Annotated in this window: 16 protein-coding genes; 5 read left to right on the top strand and 11 right to left on the bottom strand. The window is 40.4% G+C overall.

The features are described from left to right. The first annotated feature begins 63 nt into the window (after window positions 1–63). The gene (locus HUJ22_RS13200) at window positions 64–2,919 is read left to right on the top strand and encodes a type I restriction enzyme HsdR N-terminal domain-containing protein (protein WP_290878170.1); all 2,856 of its coding nucleotides are present in this window, start codon (window positions 64–66) and stop codon (window positions 2,917–2,919) included. A 356-nt stretch (window positions 2,920–3,275) separates the two neighbouring features. Here HUJ22_RS13200 and HUJ22_RS13195 read toward each other — a convergent pair whose 3' ends face one another. The 6 genes from HUJ22_RS13195 to HUJ22_RS13170 form a co-directional block, all read right to left on the bottom strand. Next, entirely contained in the window at window positions 3,276–3,932 is a 657-nt protein-coding gene (locus HUJ22_RS13195; RefSeq protein ID WP_290878169.1) for an HAD family phosphatase, read from the bottom strand. A gap of 157 nt (window positions 3,933–4,089) precedes the next feature. Further along, the gene (locus HUJ22_RS13190; protein ID WP_290878168.1) at window positions 4,090–5,787 is read right to left on the bottom strand and encodes a multicopper oxidase family protein; all 1,698 of its coding nucleotides are present in this window, start codon (window positions 5,785–5,787) and stop codon (window positions 4,090–4,092) included. Then, entirely contained in the window at window positions 5,787–6,350 is a 564-nt protein-coding gene (locus tag HUJ22_RS13185; RefSeq protein ID WP_290878167.1) for a hypothetical protein, read from the bottom strand. The genes HUJ22_RS13190 and HUJ22_RS13185 overlap by 1 nt, the downstream gene beginning before the upstream one ends. Window positions 6,351–6,381: 31 nt before the next feature. Further along, window positions 6,382–7,701, bottom strand: coding sequence for a hypothetical protein (locus HUJ22_RS13180; RefSeq protein ID WP_290878166.1), 1,320 nt, complete (start codon window positions 7,699–7,701; stop codon window positions 6,382–6,384). Window positions 7,702–7,803: 102 nt separating this feature from the next. Beyond that, window positions 7,804–8,088 (bottom strand): hypothetical protein, encoded by a 285-nt coding sequence (locus HUJ22_RS13175; protein WP_290878165.1) that lies wholly within the window; start codon window positions 8,086–8,088, stop codon window positions 7,804–7,806. A gap of 43 nt (window positions 8,089–8,131) precedes the next feature. Then, window positions 8,132–9,178, bottom strand: a complete 1,047-nt coding sequence (locus HUJ22_RS13170) for an ABC transporter ATP-binding protein (RefSeq protein WP_290878164.1) — start codon at window positions 9,176–9,178, stop codon at window positions 8,132–8,134. A 176-nt stretch (window positions 9,179–9,354) separates the two neighbouring features. Between HUJ22_RS13170 and HUJ22_RS13165 the strand changes: the two genes are divergently transcribed. The 4 genes from HUJ22_RS13165 to HUJ22_RS13150 all read left to right on the top strand — a co-directional run bounded on the left by HUJ22_RS13165 (window position 9,355) and on the right by HUJ22_RS13150 (window position 12,612). Continuing rightward, entirely contained in the window at window positions 9,355–9,837 is a 483-nt protein-coding gene (locus HUJ22_RS13165) for an SPOR domain-containing protein (RefSeq protein ID WP_290878163.1), read from the top strand. A gap of 259 nt (window positions 9,838–10,096) precedes the next feature. After that, on the top strand, window positions 10,097–10,444 hold the full coding sequence (locus HUJ22_RS13160; protein ID WP_290878162.1) for an STAS domain-containing protein: 348 nt from the start codon (window positions 10,097–10,099) through the stop codon (window positions 10,442–10,444). A gap of 11 nt (window positions 10,445–10,455) precedes the next feature. Then, window positions 10,456–10,878: an ATP-binding protein gene (locus HUJ22_RS13155; protein WP_290878161.1), complete on the top strand. Its 423-nt coding sequence runs from the start codon at window positions 10,456–10,458 to the stop codon at window positions 10,876–10,878. Between the two features lie 6 nt (window positions 10,879–10,884). After that, entirely contained in the window at window positions 10,885–12,612 is a 1,728-nt protein-coding gene (locus HUJ22_RS13150; RefSeq protein WP_290878160.1) for a SpoIIE family protein phosphatase, read from the top strand. Here the strand turns inward: HUJ22_RS13150 and HUJ22_RS13145 are convergent. The 5 genes from HUJ22_RS13145 to HUJ22_RS13125 all read right to left on the bottom strand — a co-directional run bounded on the left by HUJ22_RS13145 (window position 12,599) and on the right by HUJ22_RS13125 (window position 20,435). Then, entirely contained in the window at window positions 12,599–14,116 is a 1,518-nt protein-coding gene (locus HUJ22_RS13145) for a transporter substrate-binding domain-containing protein (protein ID WP_290878159.1), read from the bottom strand. The two genes, HUJ22_RS13150 and HUJ22_RS13145, sit on opposite strands and share 14 nt — an antisense overlap. A gap of 274 nt (window positions 14,117–14,390) precedes the next feature. Beyond that, a complete protein-coding gene (locus tag HUJ22_RS13140; RefSeq protein WP_290878158.1) occupies window positions 14,391–15,308 on the bottom strand; it encodes a DMT family transporter in 918 nt (305 codons plus the stop codon). Window positions 15,309–15,315: 7 nt separating this feature from the next. Then, window positions 15,316–15,723: a DUF4293 family protein gene (locus HUJ22_RS13135; RefSeq protein WP_290878157.1), complete on the bottom strand. Its 408-nt coding sequence runs from the start codon at window positions 15,721–15,723 to the stop codon at window positions 15,316–15,318. Between the two features lie 105 nt (window positions 15,724–15,828). After that, window positions 15,829–19,317 carry an efflux RND transporter permease subunit gene (locus HUJ22_RS13130; protein WP_290878156.1) on the bottom strand — a complete coding sequence of 1,163 codons (3,489 nt, stop codon included), beginning with the start codon at window positions 19,315–19,317 and terminating at the stop codon, window positions 15,829–15,831. A 35-nt stretch (window positions 19,318–19,352) separates the two neighbouring features. After that, entirely contained in the window at window positions 19,353–20,435 is a 1,083-nt protein-coding gene (locus HUJ22_RS13125; RefSeq protein WP_290878155.1) for an efflux RND transporter periplasmic adaptor subunit, read from the bottom strand. Window positions 20,436–20,462 lie beyond the last annotated feature (27 nt).

Genomic DNA, 20,462 nt, shown 5'->3' with positions numbered 1-20,462 from the left:
TAGCTTTTTTTGCATTCTAGATTTTGCCCATATTTACCCCCTTTGTAATAAGATTCAATTGTGATGCCCAAATTAGATAAGGATATACACGAATTAGGTATAAAAACCCTAAAAAGTGAAGAAGACTTGAGGTCTAAATTACTAATGCCTTTTCTTAAATCTATCGGACATCAAGATAGTGACCTTATATTAGAGAAAAACTTTACTATTAAACTTGGAAGGGATAATAAACAGGTAAAGTATGAATCTAAAGGTGGTAGATTAGATATTCTTTGTAGAGTAGGAGAGACTAATTTATTTGTCGTTGAAGTTAAAAAGCCAAATAAAAAAATATCTAAATATGATGAGGAGCAAGGTGTCTCTTACGCAAGGTTACTAAATAACAATATCGCCCCTTTTGTTGTGATTACTAATGGAAGTACTGTCAAAATAATTGATTCAATCACAAGGAAAGAACTCACTGGCACAAAAATCCACGAGGAGTCAAGCTATTGGAAAAATGGCATGAAAATCAGTGGTGAAGATATTTGGATTAGATTTAAAGGATTAGAAAGCTTCATATCATTTTCACCAGATAATTTAAAGTCTTTTTGTGTAAAGCAGGTCGAATCTAGAATTAAAAACATTGCAGGAGATTCGATAGAGGACCAAACAAAATATATTGAAAGTTTGTATGTAAGGAGAGTTGAAGCGGTACATGAGTTTGAATCATTTTTAAGTAGTAATGATAGGTTTTTTGCTATTATTGGTGATTCAGGGGTTGGTAAAAGCAACCTTATTTGTGATTTAGTAAACCTTCAATTGAGTAAAAATTTTACTCTATTCTTCAATGGCTCCGTTGTTGCTGAATCTCCATCACAGCTAATATGCAATGACTTAAATTTGGTTTTTAGTGAGCAAATGAACACTGAAAAAGTATTTAAATACTTAAACGAATTAGGAGAGAGGATTGATAAAAAGGTAATAATATTTATTGATGCACTAGATGAATACATGCATGAAAGCATTAATACTATTTTCAGTGAACTTGCTCTAAAATGTAAAGACCTAAATTATTTAAAATTTTGCGTCTCCTGTAAATCCGAATTATGGAAAGACTTTCTTTATATAAATAACGATAAGTCTTATTTGTTTAACGAAATCTATTCTGAATCCAATAATAACTTAGATGATAAGCCTGGATACCATTTAAAAAATTTCAATAAACACGAACTGAATGAAGCAATAAAGAAATATAAAGCTGAGTATTCATTGAAAGGCGAAATCTCCAAAGATATACTCTCGCATTTGAGTAATGGATTTTACCTTAGGGCGTTTTCTGAAGTATTTAAAGAAAAGAGGGTACCAAAATCAATAATAAATTCGTCGTTGTTAGAAAGCTTTATTCTAAAAAAATTAGAGTCACTACCTAACAGTAGCAAGGGGACTTTAATAAACTACCTTTCTGAAATTGGTAAATGTTTTTTTAAAGAAGACGTAGATTATCCACTAGGTATAAGTACTAAAGTAATTCGATACCATTTAAATCTACCACCTAGCCAAGATTTACCTTCTGAATTATTTACCCACAATATCTTGATAAGGAATAGCTTCAAACTCGATGATCGAATTAACTTTTATTTCTCTAAGATGAGAGATTACATCATAGCATATCATTCTTACAGATTAGACAAACTTGATGAAGTTGAGTTTAGAGAAAGTATTGATACACTTTTGAATAACCGTTTTGGACAATCTGCAGTTTATTTTTATTCGCAAAACTGTAATAAACAACAACATCTAGATTGGCTTTTTGAGTTAGTAAACTTCAAGTATTTAAGTTTTGTCAATCAGTATGATATTTACTTAGAGGAATATTTTAAGCCTATAAAAAATAAATTCAAACCTCACACTAACAACAGAATCGGTATCCTTCTGCCACCTAAAGAAAGTAATTCACTTACTAGTTATGCACTATATCCAGCAGGGGATTTAGACCTACCAACTATTGTTCATACACCTCTAATGACTGATACAAACGAGGATACGAATTTCGAGAAACTGATAGGCAAGTTCAGAATTAATAGTATCACCTATATAGATAGTATTATTTTAAATAATGAACCTAAACAAGCTGCGCGTCGATTTATTGAAGATAATTTCAAAGAGATCATTAATAATCAATTTCTAAATTTTAGAAATTCTAAGTGGTTATTAATTGAGGAGTTTATTCATCTATATTATTTCATGGTTATTGAAAAAAGTAAATCTTCAAGTCTATTACCCAATTACGAAAGCCTATACCCTATCAATGTTGAAGAGGTAAAAAATTATTCAGCTAGCGACCCCTATTTGTCAAAAATATTTAGTCTTTCAGAATTAATATTAGATCTAGATATAAAAGTCTTAGATAAACATTATTTACCTAAACCAGACTATAAAAAAGATCGCTTAAATGAAGAAATGAGTAAAAGAGATTTTGATGAGAAATTTATCAAAAATAAAATAGAAGCTTCATACAGCAAAGAATCAGCCAAATTATATGTCGAAAAGTTTCTAACTATGGTTGACGAATCTATTAAAACTGTTCTAGATTCTTCAATACCAAAGTTAGCTAGTAATTTAACTTGTTACGAAAAATTTCCTAACAAATACTATGTCAGACTAAAAAATGACAGAATTACAAGTATAAGCTTAGCTGAATCAAGTTCATCAAAAACTGAAATAGAATTTATAGACTATAAAAAATTTAGTCACGAGGAAGAGAGAGATAAAGGCTTTTATTACACTTTTGGTGCTAGTTTCTCCAGCCTAGTTAAAGATGTTTATTCTGATTACTCTCATAACAAACAACATAAATTCTTCATGCTAAAAAATTGGGTTTTTAGGATAATTAAAACAAGCACTGATGATTTTAAGAATTGGGATGTTGATTGGTGAGTTTTGGGACTATAAACAAGCCATAGCCCCAATTTTATACCACCGATTTATTACTTAGTATTTAAGTACAAAGTAAACAAAAACGGTTTAAGTACACGTATTGTGATGCACATAGAGAGTGCAAACTAATACACTACTTGAAAGATAAGATAGATTATTACTTGGGTGTATAGTTTAATGCACTTGCTCAATCCATTCGAGAGCTTGTACAAATACTTTCCAGTAGCCGAAAATAGTTAGTTTAATAGGCAGGGTAATCATTTTTGCCATTCGCAGGCTGCTTTTCTTCGTGTATCTCTTAACTAATCTTCTGAATTGGATAACTAATAGCCTAACAAAACAAGTTAGACCACTTTTTACTGAAGCAGTGCCTCAATATCAGCAACCTTCAACCCTTCAAAATCATCCACCACCAGCTGACATGAATTGAGCTCTTCATGCGTGTGTGTAGTAGCCACCCCCACTACTTTAGCGCCGGCTCCCAGTCCGGATTGCACCCCTGAAATAGAATCTTCGAACACAATACATTGCTCCGGAGAAACTCCAATCGCTTTTGCAGCTTTAAGATAAGGGTCAGGGTCAGGTTTACTTTTGGTGACGTGAGAGGAATTCAGAACAGCATCAAAGCAATCTGTGATCTCTAACCCTTGAAGAATATGTACGGCATTTTCCGCCGGAGCTGAAGTGGCTACCACCATCTTGATACCTTTCTCCTTCAGCTTATCCAAAAACTCAATAATACCCGGGACTATATGCTCTTTCGGGTCAAATACATCCCGGAACATCTGTTCTTTTTCGTCTGCCAGTTCTTCTATTCGCTCTTGTGAAATATCTCCAAATACGGCCGGAATCCAGTCCTGATTGGTACGCCCGTATACTTTTTCACGGAGTTCTTTATCTGATACTTCTAACCCGTATTTAGTGCAAAACTCATTAATAGTCGTTTTGTGAATGGGATTACTATGAACGATAACACCGTCCATATCAAAAATTACTGCTTCAATATTCTGCATTAAAATTCGCTCTGTTGATGAGTAAGTGTTTTGTGAGTGGGGGGCAAGATAGCAAAAAGCCCTTCCTGCCAAATTAAATTGATGTAAGCATTTCAGGGAATTAAATGAAGCCTTCTTCTTCACTACGATTCGGGATGAGCTTTGAGAAATTTTTGATTTATTCTCCTACTTCAAAACCCAGCATCATTCCTGCATCTAAGTGCTCGCCGATGTGGCAATGCATCATCCACTTTCCTGGATTTGACATCTCTACCAGTAAATCTACCGTAGATCCCACCGGTATTATGGAGGTGTCTTTCCAGACCATATTGGGGTTTTCCACTCCGTCAATATTCAGCACCAGGTGGCGTTGCCCATGGATATGAAAAGGATGGTTCATGGGGTGAAAGGTATCCGGATTATTGAATATCCTAAGCTTTACAACATCTCCCTGCTCAAAGTCCCAGTAAATATCCATATTCTTTTTGCCGGTTGCCGGATCAAGCAGAATCCACTCAACCTGTTTCCCCGTCGAAAGCCAGTTCATCATGGGCATGGTGTCGTTCCACTCCACATGGGGCACATAAGCCGTATCTAATTCCATCGACTGCATGATCGGGATTGGTAAATTCTGAACCGCAACCGTCAGCTCTAATTCTTTATCCACCGGCTTATCAAAATAGGACTCGAATGCGGCGATATCTTCTTTTACATCCTCATTTACCCTCAGCGTATTGAAGGCCTCGGTGAAAGATTCATCTGCTTCATCCTCGGAAACCGTAACCGTTCCCAGTGTGTCTTTATGCGGATAGAATTCTCCGCGAAAATGATTAATGGCCTGTATGGAATTCAGTATCGGATAGGTTCCCGGTTCCTCGTATAAAACCTCCACGATATAACGCTCGGCTACAGCAATGGGAATGTTCTCCGCGTAAACTTCTTCTTCAAACTTACTCACATCTGAACCCACTACTTTTACCTTAGCCCCTTCAAATACCATATTAAAAGTTCGGGTATTGGCTACGTTGGTGATATAAAACCGGAGTACTTCATTTTTATCAACGTTTAGCCGGTAGTCCGTTTTCCCATTTACCAGCATTACATTCCCAAAACGCCCCATCAGAGCATGGGTGGGATTTGATTTGCCCCAGGGTATCAGGCCCTGATCATCAACCAGGATATCATCCAGAATAATCATTTCTTCCCTATTTACAGGATTATAATAATCCTCATCGGGTGGGGCCACCAGCATATTTCCATATAGTCCAAGATCCTGCTGAACATATTCAAGCACATGCGGATGATACCAGTATACTCCTGCATCCCTGAAAAACAATTCATAGGTAAAAGATTCGCCAATCTGTACCGGATCCTGCGCAAATATAGTTCCGTCAAAACGGTAATCATGCCGCAAACCATGCCAGTGCACCGTGGTTGGAAATTCAATCTGATTATTAAATTCAACCACAACGGTACTGTTCTGAGGAGCTTTCAGCAACGGCCCGGGATATTGCCCATTATACCCATACATCACATAGTCTTTACCCTCTAAAGTACGGCGAACAATAGAGGCCTGCAGGGCAACCGTATCTCCATCGGCCAGCTCCAGGATTTCCCGTGGCTTGGCATAGGGGATATCTTCTTTAGTGAGCCCCATTCCGGCTATAAAAGGCTCTACCGGGGGAAGCTCGTTGTGCATTCCCGGCAACATTGGCATTTCCATATCCATGGGAGGCATCCGCCAAACTGCTTTGGAAGTATCCATGTCCATAGCCCCATCATTCATATTGTGATGTTCATGCTGGGCTTGTAAAGGATGGGTGAGTCCTGCTAAAATCAGCAGCAATAAGAAAGTGTTAGAATACAACTTCAGCATTAATAATATCCGTATTTAGCACATGGTTCCTCGGCAAATGGACCATGACCGGCCATGGTATGCATGAATCCACTCCTGGATAACCCACGAAAAGCAATGGTCCCGGACCACATAGAAGAATTGTTAGCCGGCACGTCCTCCTCCAGTGTGATAACAACAATGTATTTATTCCAATCCACCGTACCACTTGCCTTGAAATCTTTATCCAAAGTGCCCAGTAATTTTATCCTGTCTAATGAAGGAGTGGTCACCCAGGCTACAAAGGTCCCATTCTTCGGTGTATTAGCTTTATGTATTTGAATATCCAATCGGTGGCGATATGAACCGTCTTTAGCAATGGAAATACCAAAAGGATTAGGATTGAATTTCATTACTGCCTTGCCCGTGGCTTGTCCGGTACCGGGAATATTCTTGGTGGTCACAAGATCAATCGTGTAGTATTCGGAGCCGGGCTCTCCACATCGTAAGGGTGGATCTAATATATCTGTTCCAGCCTTCAGCTCGACACCTAAGGCTGTACAGACGAACAGTAAAGCAATAATGAAATTTCTTTTCCTAATCATAACTAAAAACTAATCAGCTGACTTTAAAAATTTAGTTCGCTGTAGGTCCTTCGTCCCAGTTTTGCGCACTTGAGATATTTGGCATACCCCATCCCCGGCCATTCCAGCCCTGGAAATCTTCAAGACGGAAAGCCCAGAATCCGGTCCCCATATCACTTACCACAATCAGGCCGTCTTCATTCCGCACATCTACGCCAAAAGCCCCATTACAGGTTCCATCACCGCACATTCCGGATTGATGTTTACCCAGAAAGGTATCATAATAGGCTACCGTTTTAGGTTCATCAGGACTAAATAGATCAACCACTAACAGCCCATCTTCGTAACCGGATACAAACAGATACGGCCATCTTACTTCGTGGTTATGCACCAGGTTTTCATAGTCAAAATTCCAGGAACTTATCGGCTTACTAATGTTTTGAACATCACCATCCAGGGCAGGCTTCAAATCAAAAATACGCAGCGGGGCATGCATGTATTCTGCCTCACCAACCATATAGCGACCATCAGGGGAAGGAGTAACCGTATGTCCCCAAACTATACCACTGACACCCGTTACGGAAGCTAACATACTCACAGAATCCATTTCGGTTACATCAAATACAAAATATCCGCCGGCTCCCCCTCCATAAAAGCGATCCTGCTGACTATCAGGATGGTAGCCTACATAAAAATCATGATATCCCAGTGAAGCACCGGCCCGACGGGCAGGTGTATCCGGGTTTGGAATAGTTCCGGCAAGAATATCTTCTTCACCTTCTACAAACTTGCCTAAATCATAAACATAGGCATCATCTCCGGATGTGGTAGCAAATAAAAGCGGACGTCCGTCAGAATGTTTGTACATAAATATATTGTGGAATCCACCCGGATGTTCTGAGTTCCGTACATAACCAACTGTTTCGACTTTACTCACATCCGGCAACCCCGTCACATCCACGACAACAGCTCCTGCATCGGTATTTGGTCCGCCCTGAAAAAACTGTAGTGATTGTACTACATAGTAGCGATCGTTATGCTTAAAATATTTAGGATCCATTCCGCCAAGCCCAACATGAAGTTCTTCGTTAGGCATTCTCCAACGGTAAATTACCTCTGCTTTTTCGGGATTGGAAAGGTCAATGATATCAAACCCTTTTTCTGCCTGCATCCTGCCTACATAGGCATATGGGCGGTTTAATTCCTGTTCAATTACAATGTCTGTTACACTTAATGGTGCCCCCAAAGGAACATGGGAAAGCACCTCCAGGTTATCACTCCGCTTTGGCAACTCATCATTTTGCTGAGCCATTACGGAAAACCCGCCCACGTTTAGAAAAATAATTACCAGATAAATAAATAGCTTATACATGTATCTCGATTTTAGCATTATTGAATATTACTAATTACGAAATACCTGCGGGAAATGGAAATCACTTCGGAAATTTTATCAACTTTAACAGAGCTAAAAAAGTCAGATCAACCTTCCCTTGCCCTTCGTAACTGCGCCAAGAATAGCCGTAAATAAAGTGGCACCAATAATAGACCATACTATTGGAAACGGACTCCCGTCAATATTTACCGTCCATAACTCTGGAAGCCCCAGCTCGCCGGCTATCCATTGGCCAATAATAGCGCCGATAAATCCCACTCCGGCTGAAATCAAGCATCCGCCAAAACTGTACCCGCTTATGCTTTGACCTATACCCCCACAAATAGCAGCGATCAGAAGTAATAACAAAAATCCAAATAGTGACATTTTATCTATCTCCGGTTTTATTTATTGAATTGATAATTGTTAATCATGCTTTCTGTTCTAATACTACAGCAGGCTCCAGAGGTTTCACAATTACATGTTCGTCTACATCAAACAGCAAGCGGTTATCGGTGTGTACAATATACCTGTCTCCCTTAAACAATACATGGTAGGTAATATCGTGGCCTCGAAATTCCCGCCCAACGATGATTCCGCTTTCCGTACCATTTGCTTTACAGCGCTCAATAGTAAGGTGTTCCGGCCGGATAGAGCACAGTATTAACCCTTTCGCTTCCTTGTTAATTTTAACCGGGCCCAGTCGTGTTTCTACATTATCGGAACCGTCTGCATGGGCGCGGAATAGATTGGTTCGCCCTAAAAACTGTGCTACAAACTGTGTTTTGGGATGATAGTATACTTCTTCAGGAGTGCCAATTTGTTCAATTTGACCATTATTCATCACTGCAATACGATCAGCAAAAGACAGGGCTTCTTCTTGATCATGTGTCACTAAAATAGCGCTCATCCCGGACTTTTTCAGAATCCCGCGCACTTCTTTCCGTGTAGAATCCCTAAGCATCGCATCCAAACCCGAAAATGGCTCATCCATGAGCACCAGCCTTGGCTTTGGGGCAATGGCACGGGCTAATGCCACACGCTGTTGCTGACCGCCGGAAAGTTCATCAGGCATTCTGTGCTTATATTTTTCCATTCCCGTTCGGCAAAGCACCTCTTCAGCAAGCACCGGCCGTTTTTTTTGTTCCACTTCCCGTAAACCAAAAGCCACGTTATCCAAAGCATTCATGTGCGGGAAAAGCGCATAGTCCTGAAATACGAAGCCAATTTCTCTTTTTTGCGGGGGGAGACGCTTATGAATGCTCTCAACCAATTCATTTTCAATATAAACTTCACCGGAATCACACTGTTCAAAGCCGGCAATAAGACGCAATGTTGTAGTTTTTCCGCATCCACTCGGGCCTAAAAGAGCAAATATCTCATTCTTCCCAACCTCAAAGTTGACGTTATTTACAACGGGTCCGCTTTGGTCGAACGATTTTGTTAATCCGGATATGTGTAAGAGAGGTTTTTCCATTTATTTACTGAACCAAAAAATCTTGATTTAGATTCAGTCTATATAAGATAAGGACTATTCCGGTACTTCTGAAAGTTTTGATAGGTGAATATTTGTGAAACAGGACGGGATGACGTAAGTTTAATTTGTTTCGGGACTATCAGTTACAGCCAAATTATCAACAAACTTATGTTTTTATGAAAAAAATTAGCATTTACTCTTTGTTACTGGCCATGGCTTTATTGAGTATACAAGCCTGTGGTCCCAGTGAAGAAGAACGCAGGGCAGCCGAACAGGCGAGGCTTGATTCACTCAGACAAGTTGAACAACAGCGCATAGCACAGCAAGTACAAGCTTATGAAGACAGCGTAGCGCGTGCAAACCAGCAACAGGAAATGCAGCAAGAAAATGAAACCGAATTTTCTTTTGCAGAAAACGGGAATTATGCCGTTCAGGTTGGTGCTTTCCGTTCTGAAGAGCAGGCAAATTCTTACAGAAACAAACTCCGCGAAAGAGATTACCCCAATGTTTATACGGTAAAAGTTGGTGAGGAAGAAACCGGGGATATTTGGTTTCGATTACGGGTAGGTTATTTTGCTTCAAAAGAAGATGCAGAAGAATTTGGCCGGCAATTGGGACAAGAACTTGATACCGGATATTGGGTTTCCAACGTTCGGTAAACAGCAGTGGCTCTTATTAAATAAGGGGGAGAATTTATAGTTGTATCTCTCCCAAGCATTTGCTTAATTGTATGTGCGCTCAAGTAGCGTCTCTCTTGATGAATAGTCAGGGCATTGCATATGAATAATGCAATGCCCTATTTTTTTGCATCTTTTTTTTTCACAATACGTATTCCTCCACCCTTAAAAACTTTTCTAATTCTACGGTTTACGTTATTATGCAACCTCAACATTATTCCGAAACTTCAATTTAAGCGAAATGAAAAATTTCAGTATCGCTACACGACAAACAGATAACGTAAGTATACTGGATATCAGCGGAGAACTTGACGCACACACGGCTTCTCATCTAGAAAATGCCTTAAAGTCTTTGATTGATAAAGAAAGCTATGCCATTGTAGTCAATTGCTCCGGCCTCGATTATATCGCCAGCGCCGGATTGGGAGTTTTTATGGCCTATATCGAAGATGTACGCAGTTTAGGCGGCGATATTAAACTCACGAACATGAACGATCGCGTTTATAACGTTTTTGATTTACTGGGTTTCCCAACTCTGTATGATATCCTGGAAGACGAGAAGGAAGCCTTAGAAAGCTTTGACAATTAAATAACAAGAGAGTGGCAGGAACCAAACGAATACAATCCCTATCTGTTGAAGCTTCTACGGAGCACCTGGCAGAAGTACGGGATTTTGTCGCTGCTCACGCTGAGAATATAGGGCTCAGTCAAAAAGACATTTCCGAAATACGCCTGGCTGTTGATGAAGCCTATACCAATATCATTAAACACGCATACAAAAACTCACCGACTGAAAAAGTAGAGATTGAAATTGGCTCAGATACCGATCATTTGTGGATTTCTTTAATGGACAAGGGTAAGAGCTTTGACCCGAACAGTTACAGTGAACCGGATCTCATGAAGCGCATCAAAGCTAAAAAACGGGGCGGAATGGGAGTCTACCTGATCCGAAAAGTGATGGATCATGTGCAATACAACCGCAAGGGCCAAATCAATGAAATACGAATGGTCAAAAACCTTTGACTTATCGTGGAAACTAAATCAACTCTTTTAAATACTGAGGAACGCCAAAGCCGGTTTGAGCTTAGAACTCTGCTCGAAACCAGCCGAATGCTTATTGAATCTCAGGAACCGGATTTTGTCTTAAATAATTTGCTGCTCATTACTATGGGCAAGCTATTGGTTCCAAGAGGAATAATCTTAATTAATAAAGGCCCTGATCATTTTTATCAAATTAGCAAAATTAAAGGCCGGAACTCACTTTCTGAGGAAGATACTATTCAGCTTCCTTTTCCTGAAGAAGCATTAGATCATTCAGTTTTAAAAGGGGAAGATCATCCTGAAATCATTGAAAAACTGGGATTTCCTGAAGGAACTATCTTATTTAATCTTCGCACTACCAATCATCACCTTGGCTTTTTATGTCTGGGGCCTAAGGGAACCAAGAAACCGCTTACCGATAGTGAGCTTGAGTTTATTGAAAGCCTGACTATTATTTCTTCCGTAGCCATTGCGAACTCCCGGATGTTCCAGGAATTGCGGTTGATAAACAGAAAATTAGACCGGAAAGTCCATGACTTGCATACGCTTTTAGAGTTGAGTAAAGATTTCAACCTGATGGTAGACCGGGAAGAAATTGCCCGCACTTTTAAATTTGCTATGCTCGGGCAGATGCTGATCCGTACTTTCTTTTTTGTTCTGGATGTGGACAATGAAAAATCAATTGTAGCCAGCAGTGGATTAAAAGAAAAACCTGCCAAAAAAGAACTGCAAACTCTATTCGAGCTAGATGATGTGTTCTATTGTGATGAAGAACATGATTGTCCATTTCTCGAAAAAAATGGCATTCGCCTGGTTATAGCCCTTCGGTTTCAGAACGAAAAAATTGGCGTGGTTGGGGTAGGCAAGCCGGCAAATAATGAGCCTTATAGAAAAGAACAGGTCGACTTCTTACAATCGCTCGGAAATTTAGCGCTTCTTACCATCCAAAAGTCGCTTTTACTGGAAGAACGTATCGAGAAAAAGCGAATGGAAGAAGAATTAAATCTTGCCAAAACCATACAGCAAGGGCTTCTTCCTTCTCCTGTTCCCACTATTGCCGGTTTTGATCTTGAAGCTACCAATATTTCATCGCGGCAAGTGGGAGGCGATTATTTTGATGTGGTAGAAACCCCTGACGGAGGGCATATTCTGGCTATTGCGGATGTCACCGGTAAAGGCGTACCTGCGTCATTATTGATGGCAAATTTACAATCTATGTTGCATGCACTGGCCCCTATTGATATTTCTTTGGCAGAAGCCACGGGGAGTATTAATGATATTATTCATACCAATACCCCTCCTGATAAATTCATTACTTTTTTCTGGGGGAAAATCTCAGCTGACGGGAAACGGTTTGATTATGTAAATGCGGGGCATAACAATCCGCTTTTATTCCGAAAGGGGGAAGAGGATCCACAAGAATTGGATGCCGGCGGCGTAATTTTGGGCGCCATGCCTTCAATGATGCCATATGAATCGGCTGTTGTGGAACTTCAATCCGGAGATGTATTGGTGCTTTATACCGATGGAGTCACCGAAGCCATGAATCCGGAGCAGACAGAAGAATATGAGGAAGAGCGGTTAATTGCTTGCCTGAAAAAAAATCTTGGAAAAACATCCAGGGAAATTCAGAATGCCATTATTGAAGATATCACTGAATTCTCAAATGGAGTTCAATACGATGACATTACCCTTTTAGTACTTAAGGTCGATTAATGGTTTTAAGCCCGAGAATTCCGGTGTTTGTCGCCTGCTTTGTTTGATTATGGGCTAAAATAGTTTGATAGGTATTATAACGATTCATAATCTCGCTTACATACCTTACCGTTTCAATACCCCTGCAAAACCCATAGCGTGCATTCTGATAGTATTTACGCTGCATCAACTTTAACAGCGACTCTGCCACATTATCCCACTCGTTGGGGTCTTGATTATGATCAATGGCAAGTCGGCGTGCATCAGCCAAATGTCCCTGACCTACGTTATATGCAGCTAAAGCAAAAGACCACTGGTTTGTAGAATCCATGTATGAATAATGTTTTAAATGTGAGGCGAGTATTTTAGCTCCCTCCCTAATATTTACTTCAGGAATGTATAAGGAGTCGGATGAAATTTCTGAAAACCTTGGCAATACCTGCATAATACCAACAGCGCCTGCCCAACTTACGGACGAAGGATTGAATTTTGATTCCTGGGCCGCTACCGCTGTTAACATTACCCAATCCACATCATGTTCAACAGCTACTTTCTGAATCATATTATCGTAAGGAGAAATAATACCGAATTGCCCACTCTGATAATTAGGATTGAAATAATCCGCTATTTGGCTGCCGGATTCAAAGTATTTTTTACGAAGTACATTCAGAAATGCTGAGCGCTTGGGCACGCCCTTTTCATTAAAGCGAAAATGCTTATACAAAAACCTGTTTAACTGATGCTCAAGATCCGGTGCATTTTTACGAACGGCCCATGCTATGGTATCACTTTCTGCAATCAGAGGCCCCTTTACCAACCCGTTCATATACTTGTTAGCCGCATCATAAATATTGTCGTCCGCTACTGTAGCCTGAAGGTCTCCATCGGCCACCTGGAAAAGCACCGATTCAGTATCCATGTCTTCAGGAATCACATTAATTTCTACCGGGAACCCCTCCTCTTTAAGCTCTTTTAAGCGTACATAGTAAGAGCTATTTCTGCGAACGCTTATTGGTACATCTTTAAGATCAGTAATGCTTTGTGGCCGGAAACCTAAATCATCAGAAACTACAATCAGCTGGTCAACCAAATTGTAGGGGCGTGTAAATTTTACAACTTGCTTTCTCTCCGGAGTGATAGTGTAATTAGCCGCGATAATATCCCCTCTTCCGCTATTCAAGAGATCATAAGGGCTTTCATCTGGCCCGGTAATCACAACTTCCAGAGCCAGGTCATTTTCTTTAGTGAAAGTTTTAAGTAACTCATACTCAAAACCAACCTGAATTCCTTTATATAAAAAATACGACCCGGAGCTGTAACTGGTAATCATGCGCAACACCCCGTCTTTCCTGATCTCAGCGAGATCTTTTTCAACAGGTTCACTTACCGTAACAGGTAATGTGATATTATTGCTTTCAGAGTCTTCAGAAGTTTTAGAAGAGCAACCAGTAAATAATGAAACCCCAACTATGCCAAGCAGTAAATACCCGACAATTCCAGTAAAATTTATTTTTTTAAAAAGCATTTTTGTGGCTGTTTTCATTATCAAGATTAAAAACTATAATGAATTTACAAATCCATATGCCGTACAAATAATACGCGTATTTACTATCAATTACTTAAATCTTAGTAATGTCTAATCGATTCAGACTTTGTAACGTTGTAATTGAGAAAAAGGTTCATTGAAAGCTATAAGTAGTTGTAAATATTTTATTTATTAATTTTAAAATATCCCCATTAATCCCTTTTTACTAACAATTAATGTGTTTTATACCCCTTCTTTTATGAAAGGAATTTAATTACCCACTTTCTGTTCGCCTGTATTTCGGCTTCTTTTTCCAGGTAAGCATAACCCCTATAAGGGTCACAAAAATGGCAACAAATGATAAGATAACCGGCAGCTCACCCAGGATGAAAAACGCCAGTATAGTTGCAAAAATTGGCTCCGTTAATATGAGGGTTGACAACAACGTTGGTGATACAAACTTTACGGCATAGTTTAACGAACCATGTCCCATCAGTTGCGGCCCCACAGCAAGTCCTAACCCTACCCAAATCACAATAGCATCCACTTGATCGGGAATTCCCTCAACTACCAACAAAATAGTAACACAGGTAGCCGCTGCATATCCATAGACAGGAAATACATAGCCAAGCCAGGATCGATTTTGGCGAATTTTTCTTCCAATTAAAAAGTAAACCGCAAAAATAGCCGCTGCCCCAAAAGCCATTGCATTTCCAAGCAAAGGGTTTGCAAATGTTGATTCCGTATTATAATCGGTGATTCCAAGTAGCACAGATCCTGCAAAAGCAACAAACACACCAATCCAAACCGTTGGTGCAAATTCCATTTTATAAAGAACCCGTTCTGCTATAATGAGCATTATGGGGTGAATGGTAACCAGTACGGACGCTGATGCAACTGAGGTGTAATAGAGGGAACTGATCCAAAGTGTGAAGTGCAGCCCAAGTGCTATTCCTGCAAAAGCCATCCATTTGGTTTCATTTCCGACAGCTTTCACGTCATATTTGTTACTCTTCTTTTGGTAAATATAGAATGGAAGCAGCATTAGAAATGCTCCAACAGTCCTGATAGCTACCAATAAAAGAGCAGAATAATCGGTAGCAAACTTCACTAATATTGGAGCAAAACCAAAGGTGGTTAGCCCAACAGCGAGAATCAGATATACTTTAGCTTTGGAATAAACCTGGCTCAAAATGCTCCTATCTTATTCGATCCATTGAACGAACTAACTCTTCATCTTTTCGAATAAACCTCATTGCAAGTATCTGAAATATCATTCCCAAAAAAACCAACCCCGTTCCCAGTGCTTCATCCCATAAATAGGTTCCTATTCCGCCCAGAGAGAGCAAAACTCCCACACAAAATCCAAACCCGATTACCTGAAACAAGGCCGACCGTTTTACCCAGGTAACCTGATTTTTGCGATTTTTGTATAAAAAGATACTTACCACATTCAGTGCCATTGCAATGAACAGAGAACTTGCTAGCCCAATGCCGATCCAAAGTTGTGGGTCATTCATGGCTTTATCATAAATGGGAGTAAAGTAGACAGAGAGGTTTAACAAAGTGGCTACTGCCAAAAATACAGTTTGAAATCGTTGTATCACGGAATTATTCCTTTTTAATTTTTCTCTTAAGATAAAAGTTTTCATTAATAAAAAAGTCTGCACATTTTTTTATGCGCAGACTTTAAATTTATACTGAATCTACTCTCATCCCGGCGTTGGCTCCAGTGTGGTTTGGGACTTTAACTCCCCATTCAGCTCACTCTGATCTTTAATAATTCCCGGTTCCGTGGTTCCGAACATTACCATATTAAGTTTTCTTCGGCCGCGTTCAATCACGCTGTACAGAACAGGCACTAAAATGAGCGTTAAAGCTGTAGCAAATATCAAACCGACGATAACAGCAATCGCCATTGGGCCCCACCAGGCGGCCTGCTCTCCACCCCAAAAAATATACTCACTGAGATTGGAGAAAAAGGTAATCGGGCTTCCAACTAAAGTTATAAAGTCAAAGTTGAAGCCGATAGCTAACGGAACTAATCCAAGAGTGGTAGTAATTGCCGTGAGAATTACAGGGCGGAAACGAACTTTACCACCTTCAATTAAGGCACTGCGAAGATCCAAACCGTCACGGGTTCTCAGAATATCCACATAGTCAATCAGTACGATGGCATTATTTACCACAACTCCTGCCAGTGATATAATCCCAAGAATAGCCATCAATCCAAGAGCCATCTGGAAAGTCACCAATCCATAGAATACCCCGGCTGTTGACATAATAACCGAGCTCAAAATGATTATCGGTTTCGCTACTGAGTTGAACTGGGATACCAATATAAACGCGATCAGGAACAAGGCAATCAGAAAAGCTTTGAATAAAAACTCGAACGACTCCTGCTGATCCTGCTGCTGCCCCGTCCACTCATAAGAATATCCGCTTGGCAATCCATCAAGATAATCCTCAAGTAAAGCCTGAGCTTCCGCTAAAACCGCGTTGGATTGATATCCCGAACGGACATCAGCGCTTACAGTAATTACACGTTCTGACTCTTTATGACGAATACCGCCAAAGCCATCACTTACCTCCCAGGTTGCCAATTCTGATAACGGAACCTGCACCCCTTCATGGAATATGGTCAGGTTAGCGAGTGTACTCAAATCATCCCTGTATTCATCCGAAAGACGCACAATGATATCGTATTCCTCTTTACCATCACGGAATTTTGATGCTTCCACTCCATTTATAGCTTGGCGAACCGTCATCCCTACCTCGTTGGTATTCAGGTCAAACAGAGCCGCTTTTTCACGATCTACCTGAACTTTAACCTCGGGTCTGGCTTCCGGTAAATCAGATTGAAGTCCATCAAGTTTGGCGAAGATTGAATCTTCTTCCAGGGTCTCAAGTACCTGATCAGAAAAACGCGTTAACAGATCCATTTGAGGACCTGAAATTTCCAGGTTAATTGGAGGGCCGGTTGGTGGTCCATCCTGTGGTTTCTCTACAGTGATTTTAGCACCCGCCACAAATCCTGCCAAATCATTCCGCATATACTCCATAGCCTCAAATACACCTTTTTGGCGCTGTTCATAATCCACAAAATTGATGGCTACCGTGCCAAGATGTGTTGAATTTCCACCTGAAGCAGTTGGATCGCTGGTGATAGCAGCGCCGGAGGTTGCTAAAATTGTATTGTAATCTACATTATAAGGCATCTGTTCCACGCGAGCAGCCACCTTATCAACCACACTTTTGGTGAACTCCACATCCGAACCAATAGGGGTCTCAATCTGTACATAGATGTCACGGGGAGGAATATCCTCAGGGAAGAATTCTGAACCCGGGAAAAACGCAATCAAAACAAAAATACTGGAAGCTAAAACAGCTATTGAAATACCAATGGTGGACAACCGATGATTTAGTGCCCATTCAAGAGTATTTTCGTATTTGCTAAGTACATTATTAAGGCCTTCGCGCTGCCACCAGTTTCCAACAGGTTCGAGAAAATATTTATTGGTAGCCCAAAGTATCACCCCTAAAATGATCAGCATCGTCCAGGTTATAAAACTGGAAACAAGCAATATCACTCCAATAACTCCTAAGAAGCTATAAAGAATTCTTTTTCCTTTCCTGGTCATTGCTGCTTTACCTTTATCGGTATCTACGCGCATGAATAACGCACAGATTACCGGATTGATAATCAGTCCTACAAACAAAGAACTGCTCAATGTGATAATCAAAGTTTTGGGAAGGTAGCCCATAAACTCACCTACGATTCCCGGCCAGAAAATCATGGGAGCAAAAGCAGCCAATGTGGTAGCCGTCCCGGAGATAATGGGCACCGCAACCTCTCCGGTTCCTTTTTTTGCTGCTTCAAAGTTGTCGTATCCCTCTTCCAAATAGCGATAAATGTTTTCCACCACCACAATGGCATTATCAACCAGCATACCCAGTGCAAGAATCAATGAAAACAAAACAATCATGTTCATAGTGATTCCCAAGGCACTCAGTATAATAAACGACAGGAACATGGACAGAGGAATAGATATTCCTACGAAAGAGGCATTTCTAACCCCAAGAAAAAAGAGAAGAACACCCACCACCAGAATTAATCCGGAGATGATATTATTCTCCAGGTTTGCCACCATACTATTAACATCTTTACTCTGATCATTTGTGATTTTATAAACGGTACTGGGTGGAAGGGTAGGTAAAGCCTCTTCAAGAATAGACTTCACAGCTGTAGATGTATCCAGAATATTTTTCCCGGTCCTCTTTTTTACCCCAAGCGTAATTACCGGTGAATTATCCAGCGTGGAATAGGTCTCCCTTTCTTTATACCCAAAAGTTACACTGGCAACATCCCGGATGTATATGGGCTTATCATCATCTGCTGTAACAACGATATCCTCGATGGGAGCAGTCGTTTCATACTGACCGGGAACACGCAATAAAAAGTTCTTGCTGCCCACCGTAATATCTCCACCGGGTATCGTTACATTTTCCTGCTGAATAGCTGTGATAATATCAGTGAAGCTGAGGTTGTAATATTTCATCTTAGGGAGATCTACATCCACCTGAACCTCACGCTCCAAACCACCGGTCAGATCAACTCCCAACACAGAAGGAACGGCTTCGATGTCTTCCTGTAAATCCTCCGCAATCTCTTTCAATATATCGAGACTGTAATCTCCTGATAAGTTTACCTGCATGATGGGGAATTCAGAAAGATTTACCTCCTGAATAACTGGCTCTTCTGCATCTTCGGGAAGTTCGGGCTTGGCTAAATCCACTTTTTCACGCACTTTCTGCAATGCCTCATCAATATCTATACCGGTATTGAATTCGAGGTTGATGTTTGAATACCCTTCAGAAGAAGTTGAGGTCATCGTTTTCACATCACTGATATTACTCAGCTCATCTTCCAGCTTTCGGGTAACCAGGCTCTCCATATCCTCCGGTGATACCCCGGGATAGATCGTGACCACAAATATATTTGGAACCGTAATATTAGGGAAGGATTCTTTAGGAATGGTGATATAGGATACAATTCCCAAAACGGCTACCAACAAAATCAATACCAACACGCTTATGCGGTTATCTATCGAGAATGTTGAAAGCCAAAACTCTTTGCGGTTCGAACCATCCGGCACCGGCCTTCCATTTCCGGCCCCATTTTTTAAGTTATCGGTACTCATCGTACTATTTCTCCAGAATATTTTTTATAAAATCTTTAGTTGGATGCAAGATCACTGCCATGTGTTTCTACGATATTTAATTTTACACCATCATTAAGAAAGGCAGACCCGATCGTGATTAACTCTTCACCGGGATTTAATCCATTTCTTATAATCACATCCGAACGGAAGGAAGGACCTAAAACCACAACTCTTCTTTCAGCAATAGGGTCGCCGTCCTCATTCTCGGTCTTTACATATGTGATGAACTCATTTTCTTCTTTGTAAATAAATTCTTCGCTTACAATCAGCACGTTTTCTTCCATCAGCGTACTCAGTCGAAGGTTGGCAATCATATCCACCTTGTAATTTTTTTGCTGAACCGGGAGAAGAACCTCAATACGAAACGTCCGGCTTTGCGGGTCGATACTATTTCCCACAAATGAGATCGTACCCTGAAGGGTGTCCGTATCTTGAGTATCAAACCAAACTTCAACTTCATCACCGGACAGAACTACATCTGCATAACGAGCCGGGACACCGGCCGTGACGATATAAGTGTTGGTTCCGATCAATCGTACCACCTGCATGCCGGGACTTGCCATCTCACCTTCTTCCAACACATATTGCTCCACTGTACCATCAAAAGGTGCAGAAATGGTGGTATTCTCCAGATCAACTTTTATTGATTCCAGTGCTGACTTACTCTGTTGATAGCTATACTTAGCATTTAGTACATCAATCTCTGAACCGATTCCACTTTCCTCATATACTCGCTGAAGGCGCTCATAATTTTCACGTGCTTGTGCTGTTGCAGCTTCAAGTTGTGCTTTTTCCTGCATTAGTTTGGCATCATCAATTCTCAGAATGGTTTGTCCTTTTCTCACTCTTGTGCCTTCAGAAACGGTTTGCTCCATAATACGCCCACCTACTTCGGCAGAAATCATAATATCGTTCTTGGTTTCAACATTACCTACCACCCGAAGCTGACTTCTGAAAGTCGAAGGTTCGAGGATTCTTGTTTCTACATTCACCGTTTTCCCAACTATCTCATCACCTGCAACTTCTGGTGCTTCTCCGGAGCAGGCAGCAATAAAAGCCGCAAAAACAGTTATTAAAATCAGATTAAATTTTTTCATTTCGATTGAGTTCGTGTCTTTAATGTT

This window comes from Gracilimonas sp., assembly GCF_014762685.1.
Classification (GTDB): Bacteria; Bacteroidota; Rhodothermia; order Balneolales; family Balneolaceae; genus Gracilimonas.
This window is presented reverse-complemented; position numbering and strand designations above follow the sequence as displayed.